This is a genomic window from Dysgonomonas hofstadii (assembly GCF_014196915.1).
GTDB classification, from domain to species: domain Bacteria; phylum Bacteroidota; class Bacteroidia; order Bacteroidales; family Dysgonomonadaceae; genus Dysgonomonas; species Dysgonomonas hofstadii.
In genome coordinates, this window is record NZ_JACIEP010000007.1 from 78,574 (window position 1) to 100,015 (window position 21,442).

Annotated in this window: 18 protein-coding genes; 8 read left to right on the forward strand and 10 right to left on the reverse strand. The window is 41.7% G+C overall.

Features of this window, described 5'->3' with window-relative positions; translation table 11 throughout:
- A complete protein-coding gene (locus tag GGR21_RS10745; protein WP_183307227.1) occupies positions 1 to 1,176 on the forward strand; it encodes a M24 family metallopeptidase in 1,176 nt (391 codons plus the stop codon).
- Positions 1,177 to 1,189: 13 nt separating this feature from the next.
- Complete coding sequence (folP, locus tag GGR21_RS10750; protein WP_183307228.1) at positions 1,190 to 2,032, forward strand: dihydropteroate synthase; 843 nt, start codon at positions 1,190 to 1,192, stop codon at positions 2,030 to 2,032.
- A gap of 8 nt (positions 2,033 to 2,040) precedes the next feature.
- Here the strand turns inward: folP and GGR21_RS10755 are convergent, their stop codons facing one another.
- The 7 genes from GGR21_RS10755 to GGR21_RS10785 form a co-directional block, all read right to left on the reverse strand.
- Entirely contained in the window at positions 2,041 to 2,742 is a 702-nt protein-coding gene (locus GGR21_RS10755; protein ID WP_183307229.1) for a 16S rRNA (uracil(1498)-N(3))-methyltransferase, read from the reverse strand.
- Between the two features lie 24 nt (positions 2,743 to 2,766).
- Complete coding sequence (gene xpt / locus GGR21_RS10760; RefSeq protein ID WP_183307230.1) at positions 2,767 to 3,336, reverse strand: xanthine phosphoribosyltransferase; 570 nt, start codon at positions 3,334 to 3,336, stop codon at positions 2,767 to 2,769.
- A complete protein-coding gene (locus GGR21_RS10765; RefSeq protein WP_246348053.1) occupies positions 3,333 to 4,145 on the reverse strand; it encodes a DUF2625 domain-containing protein in 813 nt (270 codons plus the stop codon). Before GGR21_RS10765 ends, xpt begins: the two co-directional genes overlap by 4 nt.
- A gap of 29 nt (positions 4,146 to 4,174) precedes the next feature.
- Positions 4,175 to 5,521, reverse strand: coding sequence for a dihydroorotase (locus tag GGR21_RS10770; protein WP_317169883.1), 1,347 nt, complete (start codon positions 5,519 to 5,521; stop codon positions 4,175 to 4,177).
- Positions 5,522 to 5,677: 156 nt separating this feature from the next.
- Positions 5,678 to 7,318 (reverse strand): hydroxylamine reductase, encoded by a 1,641-nt coding sequence (gene hcp / locus GGR21_RS10775; RefSeq protein WP_183307232.1) that lies wholly within the window; start codon positions 7,316 to 7,318, stop codon positions 5,678 to 5,680.
- A gap of 84 nt (positions 7,319 to 7,402) precedes the next feature.
- A complete protein-coding gene (locus GGR21_RS10780; protein WP_183307233.1) occupies positions 7,403 to 8,269 on the reverse strand; it encodes an ATP-binding protein in 867 nt (288 codons plus the stop codon).
- Positions 8,270 to 8,375: 106 nt separating this feature from the next.
- Complete coding sequence (locus GGR21_RS10785) at positions 8,376 to 8,828, reverse strand: DUF3592 domain-containing protein (RefSeq protein ID WP_183307234.1); 453 nt, start codon at positions 8,826 to 8,828, stop codon at positions 8,376 to 8,378.
- 153 nt (positions 8,829 to 8,981) lie between these two features.
- On the opposite strand from GGR21_RS10785, the gene GGR21_RS10790 reads away from it, so the two are divergent.
- The 3 genes from GGR21_RS10790 to GGR21_RS10800 all read left to right on the forward strand — a co-directional run bounded on the left by GGR21_RS10790 (position 8,982) and on the right by GGR21_RS10800 (position 12,732).
- Positions 8,982 to 9,854 carry an electron transfer flavoprotein subunit beta/FixA family protein gene (locus GGR21_RS10790; protein WP_183307235.1) on the forward strand — a complete coding sequence of 291 codons (873 nt, stop codon included), beginning with the start codon at positions 8,982 to 8,984 and terminating at the stop codon, positions 9,852 to 9,854.
- Positions 9,855 to 9,933: 79 nt separating this feature from the next.
- Positions 9,934 to 10,953 (forward strand): electron transfer flavoprotein subunit alpha/FixB family protein, encoded by a 1,020-nt coding sequence (locus GGR21_RS10795; RefSeq protein ID WP_183307236.1) that lies wholly within the window; start codon positions 9,934 to 9,936, stop codon positions 10,951 to 10,953.
- 72 nt (positions 10,954 to 11,025) lie between these two features.
- Positions 11,026 to 12,732 carry an acyl-CoA dehydrogenase family protein gene (locus GGR21_RS10800; protein ID WP_183307237.1) on the forward strand — a complete coding sequence of 569 codons (1,707 nt, stop codon included), beginning with the start codon at positions 11,026 to 11,028 and terminating at the stop codon, positions 12,730 to 12,732.
- A 95-nt stretch (positions 12,733 to 12,827) separates the two neighbouring features.
- On the opposite strand, the gene GGR21_RS10805 is transcribed toward GGR21_RS10800, so the two are convergent.
- Positions 12,828 to 13,298, reverse strand: a complete 471-nt coding sequence (locus GGR21_RS10805; RefSeq protein ID WP_183307238.1) for a low molecular weight protein-tyrosine-phosphatase — start codon at positions 13,296 to 13,298, stop codon at positions 12,828 to 12,830.
- Between the two features lie 385 nt (positions 13,299 to 13,683).
- Between GGR21_RS10805 and GGR21_RS10810 the strand changes: the two genes are divergently transcribed.
- Positions 13,684 to 14,604, forward strand: a complete 921-nt coding sequence (locus tag GGR21_RS10810) for a TIGR01212 family radical SAM protein (protein WP_183307239.1) — start codon at positions 13,684 to 13,686, stop codon at positions 14,602 to 14,604.
- On the opposite strand, the gene GGR21_RS10815 is transcribed toward GGR21_RS10810, so the two are convergent.
- Positions 14,593 to 18,306, reverse strand: coding sequence for a hypothetical protein (locus GGR21_RS10815; protein WP_183307240.1), 3,714 nt, complete (start codon positions 18,304 to 18,306; stop codon positions 14,593 to 14,595). The two genes, GGR21_RS10810 and GGR21_RS10815, sit on opposite strands and share 12 nt — an antisense overlap.
- Before the next feature lie 84 nt (positions 18,307 to 18,390).
- Complete coding sequence (gene coaBC / locus GGR21_RS10820; protein ID WP_183307241.1) at positions 18,391 to 19,584, reverse strand: bifunctional phosphopantothenoylcysteine decarboxylase/phosphopantothenate--cysteine ligase CoaBC; 1,194 nt, start codon at positions 19,582 to 19,584, stop codon at positions 18,391 to 18,393.
- Positions 19,585 to 20,024: 440 nt separating this feature from the next.
- Here coaBC and GGR21_RS10825 point away from each other — a divergent pair, with 440 nt between their 5' ends.
- Positions 20,025 to 20,606 carry a bifunctional nuclease family protein gene (locus GGR21_RS10825; protein ID WP_183307242.1) on the forward strand — a complete coding sequence of 194 codons (582 nt, stop codon included), beginning with the start codon at positions 20,025 to 20,027 and terminating at the stop codon, positions 20,604 to 20,606.
- 204 nt (positions 20,607 to 20,810) lie between these two features.
- Positions 20,811 to 21,419, forward strand: a complete 609-nt coding sequence (locus tag GGR21_RS10830) for an L-threonylcarbamoyladenylate synthase (protein ID WP_183307243.1) — start codon at positions 20,811 to 20,813, stop codon at positions 21,417 to 21,419.
- Positions 21,420 to 21,442: the final 23 nt, after the last annotated feature.

Consider the following 21,442-nt stretch of genomic DNA (forward strand, 5'->3'; position numbering starts at 1 on the left):
ATGAATTATCAGGAAGCTTTATCAAACGATTTGGAAATCCGCTGTTCACGCTTGCAAAAGACCATGCAGGAAATGGATATGGACGCATGTGTACTTACTACTGCTGTAAATGTTTTTTACATGACAGGAAAAGTTTATAACGGCTATTACTACCTTCCGGCAGAAGGTAATCCGATCCATTTTGTTAAGCGGCCAGAAGGGATAGCTTTTGATAATACGGTATATATCCGCAAGCCGGAACAGATGCCTGAAGAATTGCAGAAATTAAATATCGCTTTGCCTAAAGCTTTGTTATTGGAGACGGATGTTATCTCTTTCGGTGAATGCGCGCGATTACTGAATACTTTCGGCCTGATAGAAGCTTCCAATGCTTCCGTTTTGATGAGAAAGATAAGGAGTGTAAAAACATCATTCGAAACTGAACAAATAAGATTATGTGCCCGTCGGCACGAGGCTGTTTATAAATTAATCCATTCTCTTTTCAGAAGAGGAATGACCGATATTGAGTTTCAGGTTGAAATAGAGCATGTAATGCGGCAACATGGTTCGCTAGGACTGTTCCGTAGCTATGGAGATAACATGGATATTTATATGGGAAGCCTCCTTGCAGGAGAGAATGCAGAAGCGCCGTCCCCATTTGATTTTGCTTTGGGAGGAGCCGGGGCAACGCCTGTCATTCCTATCGGTGCATCGGGGCAAAAAATAAAAGAAGGGCAAACCATTATGGTGGATATGGCAGGAAATTATTCGCCATGGATGACCGATATGACACGGGTGTTTTCTTTGGGAAAGACATTAGACATAGCTTATGATGCACATCAGGTCTCTATAGATATTCACAATCATATAATGGACATTGTTAAACCTGGTGTCAGTTGTGCAGACCTATATAATATCTCGATGGAAATGGTGAAAAAGCATAACTTGGAGTCATATTTCATGGGTACGAAGCAACAGGCAAAATTCGTCGGCCACGGTGTAGGGCTGGAGATTAACGAGCCGCCTGTATTAACTCCCCGATCGAAAGAAATCCTTGAACCGGGTATTGTCTTTGCCCTCGAACCTAAATTTGTAATTCCAGGGGTTGGGGCCGTCGGTATTGAGAATACTTATCTGGTGACAGAAGGGGGAATAGAGAAACTGACCATATTAGAGGAAGACATTATAGAACTATAACCTAGCCTATGGAATGAACAAAACAATTAACATAAAAGGCGAATTGCTCGATCTTTCCTATCCGTTAGTGATGGGAATACTCAATGTTACGCCCGATTCCTTTTTTTCTGGAAGCCGGAATGAATCGGAAGAGCAGATTATAACCCGTGTAAGACGGATAGTGGACGAAGGAGGCAGGATTGTGGATGTCGGTGCACAGTCAACTAATCCACGCTCAACGTTGCTGTCGGCAAAGGAAGAAATAGATCGGTTAAAACTTGCATTGCCGGTTATTAATCGTGAATTTCCCGGTATCATACTCTCTGTTGATACATTTTATGGTGATGTGGCTCGCTTCTGTGTCGAAGAGCATGGTGTTGCCATTGTCAATGATGTTTCCGGCGGTGAAATGGATGAAACTATGTTCTCTACGGTTGCAGAACTAAATGTTCCTTATATACTGATGCATATGCGGGGTACTCCTCAAACAATGTCCTCCCTAACCGATTATGATAATCTGATAAAAGATGTTTTTTTCTACTTTTCAAAGAAAATAGCAGAACTACATGAACTGGGTGTGGACGATATAATTATTGATCCCGGATTTGGTTTTAGTAAAACACTCGATCAAAACTATGAATTGATGGCCGCTTTACGTGGATTCTCTATGTTTGAATTACCTCTCTTAGTCGGTGTCTCACGCAAAAGAATGATATCCCGTTTACTGGATATTACTTCCGAAGAGAGTCTAAATGGCACATCGGTACTAAATGCTTTTGCCATCGAAAATGGCGCCGATATATTGCGGGTTCACGATGTAAAAGAAGCGGTGGAAGCGATAAAAATAATCAAGAAACTGGAAGAATATAAGTTCTGATTCTTCTGTCAGTTCAATACATGTATTGTATGGCAGGCGACCAGCGCCGCAGTTTCGGTTCGCAGACGGCTCTCTCCCAATGAAACAGGAATAAAACCTTTGGCTATTGCCATTTCCACTTCTTTCTCAGAAAAATCGCCTTCGGGGCCTATTAATATAAGAGCATTATTCCCTTTCTTATATATTTCTTTTAACTCTCTCTTTTCCTGTTCGTAACAGTGGGCGATAAACTTTTGCCCTTCGAAATCCTGGTCGATAAATTTACGGAATTGTTGCATCTCGTCGAGCTGTGGTAATGTCGCTTTTTGGGACTGTTTCATCGCTGAAATCAATATTTTTTCTATGCGCTGCGCTTTTATCTCTTTTCGTTCGGAATGATCGCAAAGGATAGGGTAGAACCGATCTATGCCTATTTCGGTGGCTTTTTCGGCGAACCATTCAATGCGGTCTATATTCTTGGTAGGAGCAAAAGCTATTTGTAAATTAAAGTTCCAGTTTTTAGGTGTCTTTACTGTATTTACAATGTCTACGATACAGTGTTTCGGATGAGCTTGGATAATACGGGCGTCATAGAAACAGCCCTTTCCGTCGGTCAGGAATATCTCGTCTCCCTCTTTTTTGCGTAATACTTTTATACAATGTTGCCCTTCCTCGAATGGTAGTTCGGGATTGCTTAAAATATCAGGCGCGAAGAATATTGTTTTTTCCATAAATGCTCAAATAACGATCTGCTTTCAATCTTCAAATATAATCCGGTTGCTGTCCAACTCTTTTATTTTGGCTAACGATTCTACATATATACCCAGATCACGGAGTTTTTTTCCTCCGTCCTGAAAACTTTTCTCGATAATAAAACCCATTCCATAAAGTTCTGCACCTGATTTTTTAATCAGGTCATAGACTCCCAGAGCTGCATTGCCGTTTGCGAGGAAATCATCGATGAATACGACCTTGTCATCCTTTGTAAGGAAGTCTCCGCTTACAGAGACTGTATAGTCCTTATCCTTAGTAAAAGAATGTACAGAGGTAGACAGCATATTCTGCATTGTTTTAGGCACAGCCTTTTTTACAAAAACCACAGGTAGTTCGAGTAAGTAACCCAGCATAATCGCCGGAGCTATTCCGCTGGCTTCGATGGTTACGACTTTATTTATCGGTAAATTTCCAAAACGGCGTACAAACTCCACGCCTATTGATTTCATCAGAATGGGGTCCATCTGATGATTGATAAAGCTATCAACTTTGAGAATACCACCCTCAAAACTTTTTCCATCGCGAAGAATACGTTCTTTCAGTAATTTCATTCCGATTGCCTGTTGTTCAACGTATTTTGCAAATCCATATTGAAATCGTAAAGTTCCCCGATTGGAATGGCTCTTCTCGATACTTCTTCTATATCTTTCCCTTCCCGAGACCAGAGGAACGGTACAAAGCTATAAGCATAATCGGGATTCAACACCTTCACCTCATCTTGCCATCCTTTCCATCGCAGATTCGGATAAAATTCATCCATATCTGTTTCGAAGCAAAAGAGAAGGAACTGGCTATAACCCATTTCCATTGGAATCCATTGCACCATATCGGGAGCAAAATAATATATATTCCCCGCATCTTTTCCGAAAAATCCCCCATTGATCGCATAAAATCCCCCGATTGCATCATCGGCTACAAGGAGATAAGGTGCAGGTTCTCCATACTCGGAAAAGGTTTTCCCTCTATTCCATTCATCGAGTGACCGCTTCATCTTTTCACTACCCGAACCAAGAATCCTGATCCATCCATTATCGACAAGTAAACCACCTGTCTCGTAAATAACGGCGCCCATCAATGATCGTGTGGTCACTTGTGTATGCAGAAGTGTTTCCTCTGCTTTTGATTTTTCACATGGCAGAACCTCTATTTTATTTTTTGCTTTTTCGATCCATTCCTGAACGACAGGCCATCCCGGATCTTCTTTGTTTATCAATTCTTCCAATGTACGCATATTCGTATTGGGTTTATTTATTGTGTCATGAATTTGATCAATAGGTTTTGTTTCTATCGGAGATTGTGCCCATACAGATTGACAAACTCCTATGAAAAACAAGAGTAAACAAAGTGCAAACTTTTCCATCACAATCCGCTTAACTTGATAACGTACTTCTATCGGTCAAAACGCAACATTTCGCCCCGAATATTATTTACCTGTCCGTTCTCAAAAGCTATTTTTCCATTGAGGATCGTTTTTTCTATCGAGGTCGACATGATTTCACCTTCAAGGGGTGACCATCCGCATTTGTAAAGGATATTATCTTTTGTAATCGTATATGGTTTGTTCGGGTTGACCAATACAAGGTCGGCATAATAGCCCTTGCGTATATATCCCCGTTTTTCTATTTGGAAAAGTGTAGCCGGAGCATGGCACATTTTATTAACGACCTGCTCTTTAGTGATCTTCCCCTTTTTTGCCAGTTCGAGCATCATCTGCAATGAATGCTGGACAAGCGGACCACCCGAAGCGGCCTTGAGTGCCCCGCCTTGTTTTTCTTCGAGTAAGTGCGGAGCGTGATCGGTCGCGATAACGTCAAGTTTATTCTTCAATAATCCCTGCATGAGCGCTCCCCTGTCTTGCCGCGTTTTCACCGCCGGATTCCACTTGATACGTGTCCCGTATCGGGCGTAGTCTTCGTCGGAGAACCACAGGTGGTGTACGCATACTTCTCCTGTTATCTTCTTTTCAGTAAGCGGTTTTATATCGAACAGACTGATTTCTTTTTCGGTGGAAAGGTGCAAAATATGCAAACGCGACTGATATTTATCCGCCAGTTCCACAGCTTCGGCAGATGAACGGTAACAAGCTTCGGCACTACGGATCAATGGATGATATTGGATAGGTACATCATCCCCGAATTCGGCCCGGTATCTAGCGGCATTTGCCCTAATTATTTCTTCTTTTTCGCAATGGGTGGCAATGAGTGTATCTACTTCGGCAAAGATGGCCTGTAATACCATTTTATCGTCAACCAACATATTGCCTGTAGATGAACCCATAAAAACCTTTACACCAGCTACTTCCTTATGGTTGACTTTTTTCAGTTCATCCAGATTTTCGTTTGTCGCTCCCAGGTAGAACGAATAATTAGCAAAAGAGGTGTTGGAGGCTATTTCGAATTTTTGTTCGAGCAGATCTAATGTTATTGTCGGCGGCTTTGTGTTAGGCATCTCCATAAAAGATGTTACTCCACCCGCAATGGCAGCACGGCTTTCACTGGCGATATCTCCTTTATGAGTGAGCCCCGGTTCACGAAAATGAACCTGGTCGTCTATTACTCCGGGGAGCAGCCACAGGTCTCTGGCATCTATTATGGTCGAGCTGTTCAATATTGTTTCCGGGATTATTTCGTCTGCGCGAAAGACTTCTGAAATGAGGTTGTTATCTATCAGAACCGAACCGGTAAAAGAAGCGCCCTCATTAATGATCGTTGCCTTGTGAATAAGTATCATACTGATAACAATAAAATGGTTTTCTGCAAAGATAATTCTTTATTGATGAAAGAAAGTATCTTTTCAATTCTTATTCTTTGGTGTGGCTTTACTGAAAAAAACAGCGGAGAAACAGTATATTACATATACCCATTTCTCCGCCAGCATAACAATACCGTTTATTTATACTGCCATGAACATTTCTATATCTTCTTCTACTGTTGATATGCCTCCTATGCCAAAGTTCTCTACCAACACTTTAGTTACATTTGGGGAAAGGAATCCCGGAAGTGTAGGCCCGAGATGGATGTTTTTTACGCCCAGATGAAGCAATGCAAGCAATACAATTACTGCTTTTTGTTCATACCATGCGATATTAAATGCAATAGGTAGCTGATTGATATCATCCAATCCGAATACTTCTTTTAGTTTTAATGCGATTATGGCTAATGAATAACTGTCGTTACATTGCCCTGCATCCAATACCCGTGGAATTCCGCCTATATCTCCAAGTGGTAATTTATTGTAACGGTATTTTGCACATCCGGCTGTAAGAATCACAGTATCGTTCGGCAATGCGTTGGCAAAATCAGTGTAATAATTACGGCTTTTCATCCGTCCGTCGCAACCTGCCATCACAAAGAACTTCTTTATAGCCCCCGATTTCACGGCATCTACGACTTTATCGGCCAGAGCCATAACCTGTGCATGGGCAAATCCTCCGGTTATTGTTCCGGTTTCTATCTCACGTGGTGCCTGGCATTGTTTGGCCATTTCAATGATTTCGGAGAAATCTTTTTGTTGTCCTGCTTTGCGTTCGGGGATGTGTTTTGCCCCATCGAGACCTGATGCTCCTGTGGTAAAGATACGTTCCCTATATGTAGCATTTTTAGATGGAGGGACGATACAATTGGTAGTGAAGAGGATTGGCCCGTTGAATGCTTCAAAGTCTTCTTTCTGTTGCCACCATGCTCCACCGAAATTACCCACGAGATGTTTGTATTTCTTTAGATGAGGATAGTAGTGTGCGGGAAGCATCTCGCTATGTGTATATACGTCGACGCCTGTACCTTCGGTTTGTTGCAGCAATTCTTCAATATCACGCAGATCGTGTCCGCTGATAAGTATTCCCGGGTTTTTACCTACGCCGATATTTACCTGTGTGATCTCCGGATTACCGAATCGCCCGGTATTGGCTGCGTCGAGCAGGGCCATTACCTGCACTCCGTATTTACCGGTTTCGAGGGCTAAAGCAACCAATTCACCGACAGAAATATCTTCGCGTGTAATATCTGCCAGTGCTTTCTGCATGAAGGTGAAGATTCCATCATCTGTCTTATCCAGGTTATACGCATGCTCGGCATAAGCAGCCATCCCTTTCAATCCGTAGTGGATAAGTTCTTTTAGTGAACGGATATCTTCATCTTTTGTACGTAAGACACCGACTTCCTTTGCCTTTGTCATAAACTCGGATTCGGCTCCATTCCATGTGCATTCATCAGGAAGATTTTCTGAAGTATTTCCAAGTTTCGTAGCAAGCCCGGCCTTTAGTGTTAAACCTTCTTTTACCTTATTCTTTATCGCTTCGAAATCGAAATTAGCATTGGTAATGCTGATAAACATAGCATCAACAATAAATTTATCGGCTATGGCAGATGCTTTTCCCTCTTTTCTCAATTCATTATTATACACTGCGATCCCTCTGGTCACAAACAATAGCAAATCCTGAATATCAGATACTTCAGGAGTTTTTCCGCAGACTCCCATTAATGTACAGCCTGTTCCTTTGGCTGTTTCCTGGCATTGAAAACAAAACATGTTCATAATATATATTTTTTTAGTAGTTAGAGGAGTTAAAGTAGTCAAGTAGCTGAGTATATTGGGGAAATTACTCCTTTAACTCCTATTTTAAATCCATTCTTCTTTTTTTATCTCTCCCTGTACTGAAATGACCACCACTTTCATCGGAACGTTCCGTTCTGCTTGTTCCCGTGCCATTTGTGCTATTCTTATGAGGCCGCTGCAACAAGGGACTTCCATGATTAATACGGTAAGCGTATCGATTCCAGCTTCATCAATCATCTGTACTAATTTATCAACATATACTTGTGTATTACTGTCGAGTTTCGGGCAGGCAATTGCCAATGCTCTGTCTTTCAGGAAACGACTGTGAAAACCGCCGTACGCAAATGCAGTGCAATCGGCTGCCAGAAGCAGGTCGGCTCCTTGCAAAAATCCGGCATTGGGGTTTAGTAAATGGAGTTGAACAGGAAACTGCCTTAATTCGGATGGCTGGGCTGTGGCTGTGGAAGCCATAGTAAAACCTGAGGCCACAGGTCTTTTTATTTCCTGCATCATAGACCCCGGACAACCACAGGCCAGAGGTTTTATTTCTTCTTTTCTATTATTTTGCCTTGGAAGAGGGAAATTGATACTGACGTTATGTTTTTTCAAACACTCGAGTCCTTGCTGCAATAGAGTTATTTCACCATGTTCTTTCAGATGATTGAGGTGAGCCAGAATAACATTTTCTCCTTTAGGGATCATTCTTTCTATCACCGCCTCCTCGCTATATGGTTCGGCTTCGCGTTCCTCGAAAAAGATAGCACCGACAGGACATTCTCCAATACAGGCGCCTAATCCGTCACAATAGAGGTCGCTGATCATTACAGCTTTGCCGTCTACCAGTTGTAATGCTCCTTCGTGGCAACCTGTAACACAAGCTCCACAGCCGTTACATAATTCTTCATCTATTTTGATTACTGTTCTCTTCATACTTTTTTGATTTATGTACAAAATTAGAGATCAGTATATAAAAAAAGCGTCACCATTGTGACGCTTCGGGGATTATTTCAGATATAAATATGGAATTATTAAATGTTTAATTTGTTTTATCTAAATAATGGAAAATACAAGCAAAAATAATTAATAAGAAAGATGCGACAAACATCAGTATAATTTCTGAATGAACGCCTTTTTGAAGTACCGATTCTTCAGGATTTGACGGATTATAATGCACATCGACAGTCATTCCCCGGAAGTATTTTTTTATTAATCTCTTGCTTTTAAAAGAAAATCCCTCCCTTAGAATATCTCCGAAAAAGATTCTTGTGGAAGTATATTCTTTCCCGTCTACTGTATATGAATATCTTATAACAGCTTTGTAAGACACCTCTGGATCAGTAGTTATATATTTGTCTATTTTACTTTCACAAACAGTGCCTTCGACAGAGTCCCAGTTCAATGTATTTTTTGATTTTCTGTAAAAATAGCATGCAGATACAAATAAAGCAGCAGCTATAGAGAAGATGGTGAAGTACGCAAATATTATCATAACATTAAATTATACAAAAAGACTTATAGTAGCTTCATATTTTTAGTTAACATTTTATTTCCGGATAAAAATGATTGACTATATTTATAAGCTGATAAAAAAAACTAATATCAACACACAAAATCTTTTAATCTAACATATCAGAAATCAATTATGAGTTTAAAAATTATTGTATTAGCTAAACAGGTTCCGGATACACGTAATGTGGGTAAGGATGCTATGAAAGCTGATGGAACAGTGAATCGCGGGGCGTTGCCTGCGATCTTCAATCCGGAAGACCTGAATGCTCTCGAGCAGGCGCTTCGCCTGAAAGATGCCCATCCGGGTACTACAGTTACGTTATTAACCATGGGGCCGGGACGTGCTGCCGAAATTATCCGCGAAGGGTTGTATCGTGGTGCCGATGGTGGCTACCTGCTAACAGACCGTGCCTTTGCAGGAGCCGACACACTTGCTACTTCCTATGCTATTTCGATGGCCATCCGCAAGATAGGAGAGTACGACCTGATTATCTGCGGACGTCAGGCAATCGATGGCGATACTGCACAGGTAGGCCCGCAGGTAGCAGAAAAGCTGGGACTGAGCCAGATCACTTATGCAGAGGAAATTCTTGAAGTGAAAAGCGGACAGGTGAAAGTGAAACGCCGTCTTGAAAGAGGAATAGAAACTGTGAAAGGGAAAATGCCTATCGTGATTACAGTGAATAGTTCTGCACCCGATTGTCGTCCACGGAATGCAAAGGCCGTACAAAAATATAAGCATGCGAAGACTGTTACCGAAAAACAGACTGCAACTATAGATTATACAGACTTGTTCAGTAGTCGTCCATATCTTGATCTGAAAGAGTGGAGCGTGGCGGATGTGGATGCAGATGTGGTTCAATGCGGATTATCAGGCTCGCCTACAAAAGTGAAATCAATCGAAAATGTTGTTTTCCAGTCGAAGGAAAGCCGTGCGATGGAACCCACAGACGAAAACATCGACGAACTGATGAGAGAATTAATTTTAAATCATACCATAGGGTAAAAGTCCGGCCCCTCCAACCTCCCTGTAGGGGAGGCTATTCCCCCTCCGGGGGTTAGGGGGCTTTTAATAATAACAAGGAATGAACAACTTATATGTATATTGCGAAATAGAGGACGGCATTGTATCCGATGTCAGTCTCGAATTGCTTACTAAAGGGAAAGCTTTGGCCACGACCCTTAAATGCAAAATGGAAGCGGTAGCTGTCGGTTATAAACTCGATGGTATAGCCGAACAAGTATTCCCGTATGGAACGGATGTACTTCACCTCTTTGATGATAAACGTCTGTATCCGTATACTTCGCTGCCACATACATCTGTATTGGTGAAACTTTTTGAGGAAACTAAACCGCAGATCGCGCTGATGGGTGCAACCAGTATCGGCCGTGACCTGGGGCCTCGCGTATCTTCTGCATTGGGAAGCGGACTTACCGCCGACTGTACATCACTTGAAATAGGTGATCACGAAGAAAAGAAAGAAGGCAAGGTTTATAAAGATCTGTTGTATCAGATACGTCCTGCATTTGGTGGTAATATCGTTGCTACCATCATAAACCCTAAATGCCGTCCGCAAATGGCGACCGTGCGCGAAGGAGTTATGAAAAAGGAAGTATTCAACCCTCTGCATAAAGGAGAAGTAAAGACCTACGATGTAAGTAAATATGTGAATGATACTGATTTTGTAGTAAGCATTATCGACCGTCAGATGGAGAAGAGTAAAACCAATATCAAAGGCTCTCCAATTATTGTGGCGGGTGGTTACGGTGTCGGATCGAAAGAGAACTTCAAACTTTTACATGATTTAGCTGCTGTTATCGGTGGTGAGGTAGGAGGTTCGCGTGCTGCCGTGGATGCAGGGTTTACCGATCACGACAGGCAAATCGGGCAAACAGGTGTTACCGTTCGTCCTAAACTATATATCGCTTGCGGTATATCGGGACAAATACAGCATATAGCAGGGATGCAGGAAAGTTCTATCATTATTTCTGTTAATAATGATCCGAATGCGCCAATCAACACTATTGCCGATTATGTGATAACCGGAACAGTGGAAGACGTGATTCCGAAAATGATTAAGTACTACAAAAAAAACACTAAATAAGGCCCCTCCAACCTCCCCGTAGGGGAGGCTTTTCCCCCCTCGGGGGCTAGGGGTCCCTAAATTATAAAAAAGATGGACAACTTTTATACAGATAATCCCAGCTACAAACACCACCTGTATCATCCTCTGATGAAACGCATTGTGGAGCTGAAAGAACGTAACTATGCCGACAAAGATAAATTTGACTATGCGCCTATCGATTTCGAGGACGCAATGGATAGTTACGAAAAAGTATTGGAAATAGTAGGTGAAATTTGCGCCAACACCATTGCGCCTAATGCCGAAGGTGTAGACCATGACGGGCCGACTGTAAATAACGGACGTGTGACTTATGCACCGGGTACACAGGAAAATCTGGATGCCGTACGCAAAGCCGGGCTGATGGGTATTACCATGCCCCGTCGCTACAACGGATTGAATTTTCCGATCACACCTTATGTGATGGCTGCCGAAATAGTATCGGATGCCGACGCAGGATTCGGAAATATATGGGCATTACAGGATTGTGCCGAAACATTGTATGAATTCGGTAATGAAGACCAGCATTCTCGTTTTATCCCACGTGTAGCCGCCGGCGAAACCATGTCGATGGACCTGACGGAACCGGATGCAGGATCAGACCTTCAGTCGGTAATGTTGAAAGCGACATACAGCGAAGAAGACAATTGCTGGTACCTGAACGGAGTAAAACGATTTATTACAAACGGAGACTCAGATATACACTTAGTACTTGCCCGTTCGGAAGATGGTACTCGTGACGGTCGCGGACTATCTATGTTTATTTATGACAAACGTAGTGGAGGTGTCAATGTTCGCCGTATCGAAAATAAGATGGGTATTAAAGGCTCGCCGACTTGCGAATTGGTTTACAAAAATGCTAAAGCAGAAATAGTCGGAGAAAGAAGACTTGGTCTTATTAAGTATGTGATGGCTTTGATGAACGGTGCCCGTCTGGGTATTATGGCACAGGCTACGGGGATCAGCGAGGCTGCTTACCGCGAAGGATATGCTTATGCCCAGGAGCGTAAGCAATTCGGAAAGGCAATTATCGAATTCCCAGCTGTATACGAAATGTTGGCTCTGATGCGTGCGAAAGCTGATGCTTCACGTGCCATGTTGTATGAAACGTCCCGTTTTGTGGATGTCTACAAAGCATTGGAAGATATCAGCCGTGAACGTAAGCTGGAACCCGAAGAACGTCAGGAAATGAAGAAATACAGCCGTCTGGCCGATGCATTCACCCCTATGGGTAAAGGTATGACTACCGAGTATGCTAACCAGAATGCGTATGATGCCATACAGATACACGGCGGTTCGGGCTTTATGAAGGATTATACCTGCGAACGCCTGTATCGTGATGCCCGTATCACTAATATTTACGAAGGCACTACACAGTTGCAGGTAGTAGCGGCCATTCGCCATGTTACTACCGGGACTTATCTGTCTCAGATAAAGGAATATGAAGTATTGGAGTACAAACCGGAACTGGAAGATCTGAAACAAAAGCTGATGGATATGACTGCTAAGCATGCGGAAATAACAGCTAAGGTAACAGAACTGAAAGATCAGGAGTATCTTGATTTCCATGCACGCCGTCTTGTGGAAACTGCCGCACATTGCGTGCTGGGATATTTACTGTTGCAGGACGCCAATAAGAACGAAAGCTTCCGCCGTTCGGCAGAGGTTTATGTAAGCTACGGACAGGCAGAAGTGAATAAAATGTATTCTTATGTAATGGAGTTTGACCGCGAAGACTTAGGGTATTTCAAAATACAATAGATATTCTTGTGTAATTGAAAGTGGAAAGTGGAAAATTGAAAGTGATTTTTGATTTTCCACTTTTTTATATCTTATTGTGGCCTTTTATTCTGGTTTTATTGAGATAAATTATCCAACAAACCTTCGCAGGCGTCTTCCAGCAGATCAAGAACCAATTCGAACCCGTCTGCTCCCGAGTAATAAGGATCGGGAACATGGTCATGCGAATAGCGTTGCGAAAATTCTATCATTCTGTGTACTTTCTTCTCCGATTCCAGGTCGGGAGCCAGCCGCATAATGTTATGATAGTTACTGTCGTCCATTGCCAGAATTATGTCGAAGTTATCAAAATCTTTAGCGGTAAATTTACGGGACAGTGAATCGAATTTATATCCCCGCCGTGCTCCGTGTTGCCTCATGCGCGAATCGGGAAGATCTCCGTTGTGGTATCCCGAAGTTCCTGCCGAGTCAACGGTTATATATTTCTCCATACCCCTTTCTTTCACCATTTTCTTGAATATTCCTTCTCCGGCAGGAGAGCGACATATATTACCCAGACACACAAAGAGGACTTTATAATTTTTCATTTGATTTATCTATATAAAATAAAAGTAAGTTGCAAAGATAATGATTTGATATTTATCAGATCCATCTATTGAAAAAGCGGTCTTTGAGAACATTAAATAGTTACAAGTTTGTTAACTGATAACCGTTGAACGCTAACTGTAAATACCTGTAAGGTTTGCCTCGCCTTCGCTTCGGTGATTTTCAATTGGCTCCGCTTTGCTCTGCCGAACGTTGTTTGTCAGCTTTTAGTTAAAAAGCCAATGGCTATAAGCAAATAGCTAAAGGCTAAATTCTGTCACTTTTGTAACTTTTTAGTTAAATTGGAAAATGAGACATAATTAACAGGGCAGAGAACAATCTTGATAGGCTTATTGTTACCTTTGCACACAAAATGAAAACAGCCGGATGGAAAACAGGTTCTATAAAGAATTCGGAGAGCTTCTGAAACAACACTTTCCTTACAAAGTGCAGAAGATATCTATAAATGCAGGTTTCACCTGCCCCAACAGGGACGGGTCGAAAGCTGTGGGAGGCTGCACATATTGTAATAATCAGAGTTTCAGTCCGGGGTATGGAGGCAAGCAGCGCAGTGTCAGCGACCAACTGAGAGACGGCATTGCTTTTTTCTCTTACAAATATCCTGACATGAAATATTTAGCTTATTTTCAGTCATATACAAACACTTATGATAGTATTGATAAGCTAATAGCCTTGTATGAAGAGGCGCTGAGCTATCCTGATGTTGTAGGGCTTATTATAGGAACACGCCCCGACTGCATGCCGGACGAACTCTTAGACTATTTTGCCGAACTGAACAAGAGAACCTTCCTTATTATTGAATACGGACTGGAATCAACGCTTGACTCTACACTGGAGTTTATAAACAGGGGACATACACATGCCGAAAGCGAGGATGCCATCAGAAAAACAGCATCAAAAGGTATTTACACAGGAGCACATCTGATACTTGGTCTGCCACACGAAAGCCGTGAACAGATACTAGCTCATGCCAATGTGGTTTCGAAACTACCGCTGACTACCCTGAAAATACACCAGTTGCAATTGATAAGGGGAACCGTAATGGCCAGACAACACAGGGAGCATCCCGAATGGTTTAACCTATTTAAAGCGGATGATTATATTGATCTGTGCATTGATTTTGCAGAAAGGCTTAATCCCGGCTTTATCATAGAACGGTTTATTTCCCAGTCTCCTAAACAATTGCTGATCGCCCCCGACTGGGGATTGAAAAATTTCGAGTTCACTGCGAAAGTGTTGAAAAGGTTTGCCGAAAGAGAGACTTACCAGGGACGGTTATTCAGGTAGTTCTTTAGAGCTTCCCTCTTCTTTCTTACTACCTGAAAAAAGATTCTTTACTTTAGCAAAGAATCCGGTAACCTTCTTCATAAAGTTCTGTTTACCTTGCGATACACCAACAGATTCGACCATTGCCGGCTGCATAATCTGCCAAAAGTAATTGAATGAAGAGTGATAGGGATCACGTTCGATATAAATATCAGCTACCCGGGGATCAGATCTTTTATTATTAGGATTATTGGATCTTATCACCATATTGGCTAAAGATGAAAGAAGCTTCTTCTTTTGCTGTGTTTCGGGGTCTTTCAAGATGTCAACATGCAAATTGCTATACAATAATAACATATGGGCATGAGCATCCACGCTCGTAGCTTCAGTTTTGAAGCGGAACTGATTGATCCTGCCAGTTTTCACTTCGGCCTTGGCTAAAGGGACAAATATCGGATTAAGGGCTTGCATGTCAAAGTCATCGAGAGCAGCACTCAATACAAAGCAATCGTAATCAGGACTTACAGGCATATTCCAACGCGCAGTAAAAGGATTGCCCATAAATTTGCCATCCACATACAGGTTCATGTATTCATTGGGGTAAGAAGCGACATTGGCAAGTCTGGAGAACCGCCCGTTCATACCTTCAAAGAGTATCCGTCCCATCTCTTCACTGTCCTTTGGCAACTCATCGTATATCACAGTAAAGTTCTTTATATTGGCAGTATCAATATCCAAACCGACCGGTAGTTCCTGAATCTTAGTGTATATCATCGGCTGCATTTTGGGCGGGGTATATATCTGTTTGTTCTTCAGGTTTTGCAATACTACATCCTGTATCTCAAGATCCTTTGCCTTCAGTAAATTGCTCTTAATCAAGGTAGTGTAATCAAGTCCTGATATAGTAATACCGCCAACGCTAACATCGAACCAGTCTTTATGCTGAGGGTGCTTGTAAGAGAACTCCATCTTGGGATAGGCTGAGGTCATTTTAACTCCTGATATCTCTGCTTTAGCCAGTTTCTTATTCAGGTCGATCCTATCGAAATCGAGCGTATAGAAGCCATCCATAATGGGCAGATGCAGATCTTTGGTATTGAAGTGAAAGTCTGCGACATCTAACGATCTGGCTTTGGTATCTATTGCAAGGCCCTCGGCTTTCAGGTTTGTAGTATTTACCTCCTGATATTTTACAATTTTCGTGTCCAGAGTATGGCTATAATCGATACGAGCCTCTTCAATATTGATCCGTCCAATATTTGCTTTGTCGAAATAAGCGCTTAAAGAAGCATATGCATCAGGCTCTGGCGATTTCAGGCTTGTTGTATCAGTCTTTACCTTATAATCCCGTATCAAATGCAGTTCCGGTTTTATCAGATCGAATGAAGCCAGACCAATGTCTTTCCCCGAAAGCTTAAGCCCCGTAAGACTCAGATAATCTGTGCTGAAGCTGATTTTTGAACCGGATTCACGCATATTTACCGAAGGCCGGGACACATAAAACTTTCCAACATTCAGTTTTTCGTCCATCAAGAGATCGGTCAATCTCATATCCTGAATACTGACAGATATACTATCATCTTTGGTACGGTCTAAAGACCTGAATGCGGCATCCGATATTATCATAGAACTCACAGAGATACCTTTTAACGCATTCGTTATACTATATCCGTCATTATCTTTACTATCCCGAACTGCATCTTTCAACTTTACAATGTTTATATCGGGTGATAATATCCTGAAGGAACCCACCCTGGCTATATCTTTATTGAGATAGGCCTCATTATCGAAGCCCTCTATATCAACCAACGGGATTTTTATATCATAATAAGATGCCGGGGCTTTAGTCCATGTATCTGTCTGCGGGCTCAATCTCAAATTTTCAAATTTCAGACGTCCGGCCATCGTAGATACATCCGTACTTCCTATTTGCAATCTGTAGATACCCCCCGGAAGGACATTATCGAAGTTCTTGAATGCCATCCCAATATCGTCACAGCTGAAAAGATACCTTGCGGTTCGCCGGGTATTTTCATCTATTAAGAAATTGGTAGCATAAAAATTCAGATGTTGTAAGCTATATGTTTGCCCTTCTACCCTATCATGAACCTTCAGACCTGCATCGTTCAGCCTGATCTTTTTCACCGACAGATAATCAGCATAAGGATTGAACATTTCGAAAATATCATCCGGTGACCCTGCCGCTTTAGATATCTTTGTCTGAGAATTATTGGCTGATACCCTGAAATACTCAATATTAAAGGTGTCGAGCCTGAGCTCATCGGCCGAAACCCCGGTGTTATAATCCAGCCCATCGACACTTATCCGTTTAATACCTCCCGACATATAGTCTTTTCCCTGATTTGTAGATAAAGGCTTCACTTCTATATTGGCCAGATGAAATTTCTTTTCCCCTGTATTGAGATAGAGACTTGTGGCGCTTACATTCGAATTGTTGCTTTCCATCAACCCGTTAATATTCTCACCTGCCAATACGAAATTATCTACATACCAAAACTTTTTTTGTTGCTCCGACAGTGAATCTACCAGGAATTTATTGGCGTGAAAATCAAACTTATACAACGTATATATATCAGTAAGACCTTTCTGGGTAAGCGTATAATTGAACTTTGTCTTTTCTATGTTTATTTTATCAATAGCTATACTACTCAGGATGGGTGAGATGAGGCTATATAAAGACCAAGCCTGATCTGTTATGGTATCCTGTACAAGTGAGTCTTTTTCTTCGCTCTTATCACCTCCATTAATACTAAAATACTGTATATCCGTCGATTTTATATTAAAGGATGAAGCATGAAGATAATTCTGTGCATTTTCCCGGTTAAACCCAACTCCCTCGGCGGTAACAGCTGCTATTTCAGCTTTAAGGTATATTCCCGACCTTTGAAAACGATCCTCCCAAAAGCTTTCTTTCGGATGGATCTTTACCCCTTCTATCTCTATAAGCGACTCAATGGTGCTAAGCTTGATATTGTCTGTTTCCAGAATCACCTGATCACTATACAAAAGTTGCTGAGGTTTATCAGCCTCAAACTCGAAATAGTCGGAATAAAGCAGTTTCCCCGACATGTATGAATCCTTATCCAACCTGAAGTTAAAAGCCCTGAAGTTAGCATCCCTCAAAGCATATACAACAGGTGATATTGAGTCATCCACAATATAAGAGACATTTGCATCCTTCAGGTTTATCCTGTTCACCGTAAGTTCGTCTATATATGGAGAAACCATTTCATAGAGCGTTTTCGGGTCTTTTCCGGAATGTTCTTCTTTTTCACGGGCCGATGCGGGTTGAACAACCTTTACATCAGGGGAATTCAACTCAAACAGGCTGAAATGAAGGTTTGTATAATTACGAAGCCATGTGAGGTTCACCCCGCGAAAATGAATTTCTCCCAGATGGATTTTATAATACACATTGGGAAGCGTATCCCCTGCCTTCCATTGGGCAAAAGCCAGAGAATCGGGTTCCAGATTGACTCCCTTTATGGAAAGTTCGCCAGAGAACAGGCCAACAGATAATTCCTCGAAAGTACACCTGTAAAAGCCATCGGTCGCTTTCAGCACTTCCTCCGTTAGCTTTTCATTCAGGGTAGACTGCAGGCGATAGGTAAGAAACCAGTTAACAGTAAATCCCCCTACTATACCCAGCAGGATGACGAAGAGGATTATTTTTGTCGCTTTAGTCTTTTTTACCTGTGCCATCAAACAATGTTAGTTTCACGTTGTTTAACTTAATCAACAAATGCAGGGCTAATTTGTTCTCAGACAACCGATAGCAGCAAGCAACTAAGCTAATGTTTCATCTATAATATCAGAAGCAACATCTTTTTTCGCCTTTAACGGAAAATCTTTACGAATGCCCTCCTTATTAAGTATGGCTATCTTATTCGTATCATATTTGAATCCCGCTCCTTTATCATTGAGTGAGTTCAATACTATAAAATCGAGGTTTTTCTTCGCCATTTTTTTCAGGGCATTCGCTTCCTCGTCATTTGTTTCCAGCGCAAAGCCAATAAGTACCTGATTGGCTTTCTTCATCTTGCCCAGCGATGCCGCGATATCCTTGTTCGGAACAAGGGATATATTCAATATATCTTCTCCCCGCTTCACTTTCTCAGCATATTGCTCCGAAGGCCGGAAATCGGCTACCGCCGCACATAATATAGCTGCGTTCATCCCAGGAAAGGCATTTACAGAAGCATTATACATTTCTTCTGCCGATTCCACATCGATACGTGTTATATTGGGGTGGGTAGTTTTCAGTGATACAGGACCTGCAACAATCACAACTTCCGCTCCACGGCGGGCACATTCTTCGGCAAGGGCAAATCCCATTTTCCCTGAAGAATAATTCCCGATAAAACGAACGGGATCTATCTTTTCATAAGTCGGTCCGGCCGTTATCAGTATTTTTTTTTTTGAAAGTGATTCCTGCTGAGTAAAGAAGTTCTCCACCGCTTCCAGTATTTTCTCCGGTTCTTCCATACGCCCTTTGCCTATCAGATGGCTGGCCAATTCACCGGCAGCAGGTTCTATAATAATGTTCCCGTAAGAGCGAAGCAACTCTATATTCCGGGTTGTAGACGGATGACCAAACATATCCAAATCCATAGCCGGAGCTATCATAACAGGGGCTTTCATCGAAAGATATGTAGTGATAAGCATATTGTCTGCTATCCCGTTAGCCATTTTGCCGAGAGTAGAGGCCGTAGCGGGAGCTATTACCATCAGGTCGGCCCACTGTCCCAGATCGACATGACTGTGCCATGTACCGTCATTAGCTGTAAAGAATTCGCTGACAACAGGCTTTCCGGTTAAGGCAGACAGGGTAACAGGAGTGATAAACTCTTTTCCGGCAGGAGTAATAACAATCTGCACTTTGGCTCCTGCTTTAATAAACAAACGGGTTAACGAAGCTGCTTTATATGCTGCTATGCTTCCGGTGATACCTAATACAATATGTTTATCTTTCAGTGTCATAATTCCTTTATTTTAAGCAAAGATACATCTATTTGAAAATTAAGAGATCAAAAACAGACTAAAATATTGAATTTTATTAGTCTCCGCGTTTTAACTAAAAAGTGACAAAAGTGACACTTTTGCATCTTTTTTTGCTTAAGAAAAAAGGATGGCAAGTAATCTTCGATTACGCACAGTAAAAAATAAAACGATTAAATCTGATTACAGGTTCGCATAACTATTTAAATCTTTTAAAGATCGCTTTTTTGTTTTTTGTTGGCACATCGGCATATTGCCACATTAGCTCATTGTTGTTTATACTATAGATAAAGTTATCTGCAAAAAATACAAACCTTTCTCATAATTGCTGTTTGCAACTAAAGACATTAAATATTATAAAACAAAACAGATTTTTGGTGGTTATAAAATAAAATCTGTAATTTTGATTCAATATTCGGAGTATGGACAATAAGGTGAAATTATCGGTGCTAGGTTTTTCTTTCAACCAGACTCAGTCGGGAGCTTACGGACTGGTATTGGCTGAAGAGGACGGAATACGCCGTCTGATGATCGTTGTCGGTACGCCCGAAGCACAATCCATTGCTTTCAAACTGCAAGGCTCGATCCCTCCCAGACCACTCACACACGACTTGTTCAAATCCTTGCTTTCCGAAGCCGGAATTGTCCTCCGCGAAGTAGAGATTTATAAATACGAAAATGGTGTGTTCTTTGCGAAATTAGTTCTTTTGCAGGAGGACAAGGTTATGGAAATAGAATCACGCACGTCCGATGCCGTAGCCATTGCCCTGAGGACAAAATCGCCCATATACACTACCGAAACTATTATGCGTGAACAAGCCGTCATCTTCGATGAGAATGCTATGCAGGAAACATCGGGCGATGAGGGAAGAGACGATCCGGCACTCGATTATTCCTTGTTAAGCCCCGAAGAATTGGAAACTTTGCTTAAAGACGCAGTAGACGGGGAAGACTATGAATTGGCATCACTGCTCAGGGATGAGTTGAAAAAGAAGAAGAAATAAAGCGTCTGACCATGTTTTCTATAAAAAAACGATTGGGCTCACTGTTCTGAACCGATACAGTCCTTGTTCTTAACTCCCTGACTACTAACAGGTGGCAAATGATTGCCTTTTCGGTTATTTTTAACTTTCTTTATTAAATCTTATTTTTGCTTATATTTCGCTAAGTATCACTACATTTGTATTCAACACGAAAAGGCTGATTGTATGTTTATAAAGTTATATGAGGACAATCCCAATCAGAAAGAGGTAGACAAGGTCATACAGGTTCTGAGGGATGGGGGGCTGATTATTTATCCTACCGATACGGTATATGCCATTGGTTGCGATGCGCTAAACGTGCGCGCTGTGGAAGAAATATGCCGTATAAAAGATATTAATCCGGCAAAAAGCAATCTGTCCATTATTTGCTATGACCTGAGTAACATCAGCGAATATGCCCGTGTGGATAATGCCACATTCAAACTGATGAAGAAGAATCTGCCCGGCCCGTTTACCTTTATATTGAATACGACATCTTCATTACCAAAGATTTATAAAAACAAAAAAACTGTGGGCATACGTGTCCCCGATAATAATATCATTCGCACGCTGGTGCATGAACTGGGAAACCCTATACTCACCACTTCGGTAAAGGATGATGACGAGGTAGTAGAATATACCACCGATCCCGAACTTATTTACGAAAAATATTCTGACAAAGTTGACGTTATTATAGATGGGGGTTATGGAGGAGTAGAGGCATCTACCGTGGTAGACTGTACCGGCGACGAACCCGAAATAATAAGGCAGGGCAAAGGCGAATTAATTTTTTAATAGCATATTAATCCGTATATTTG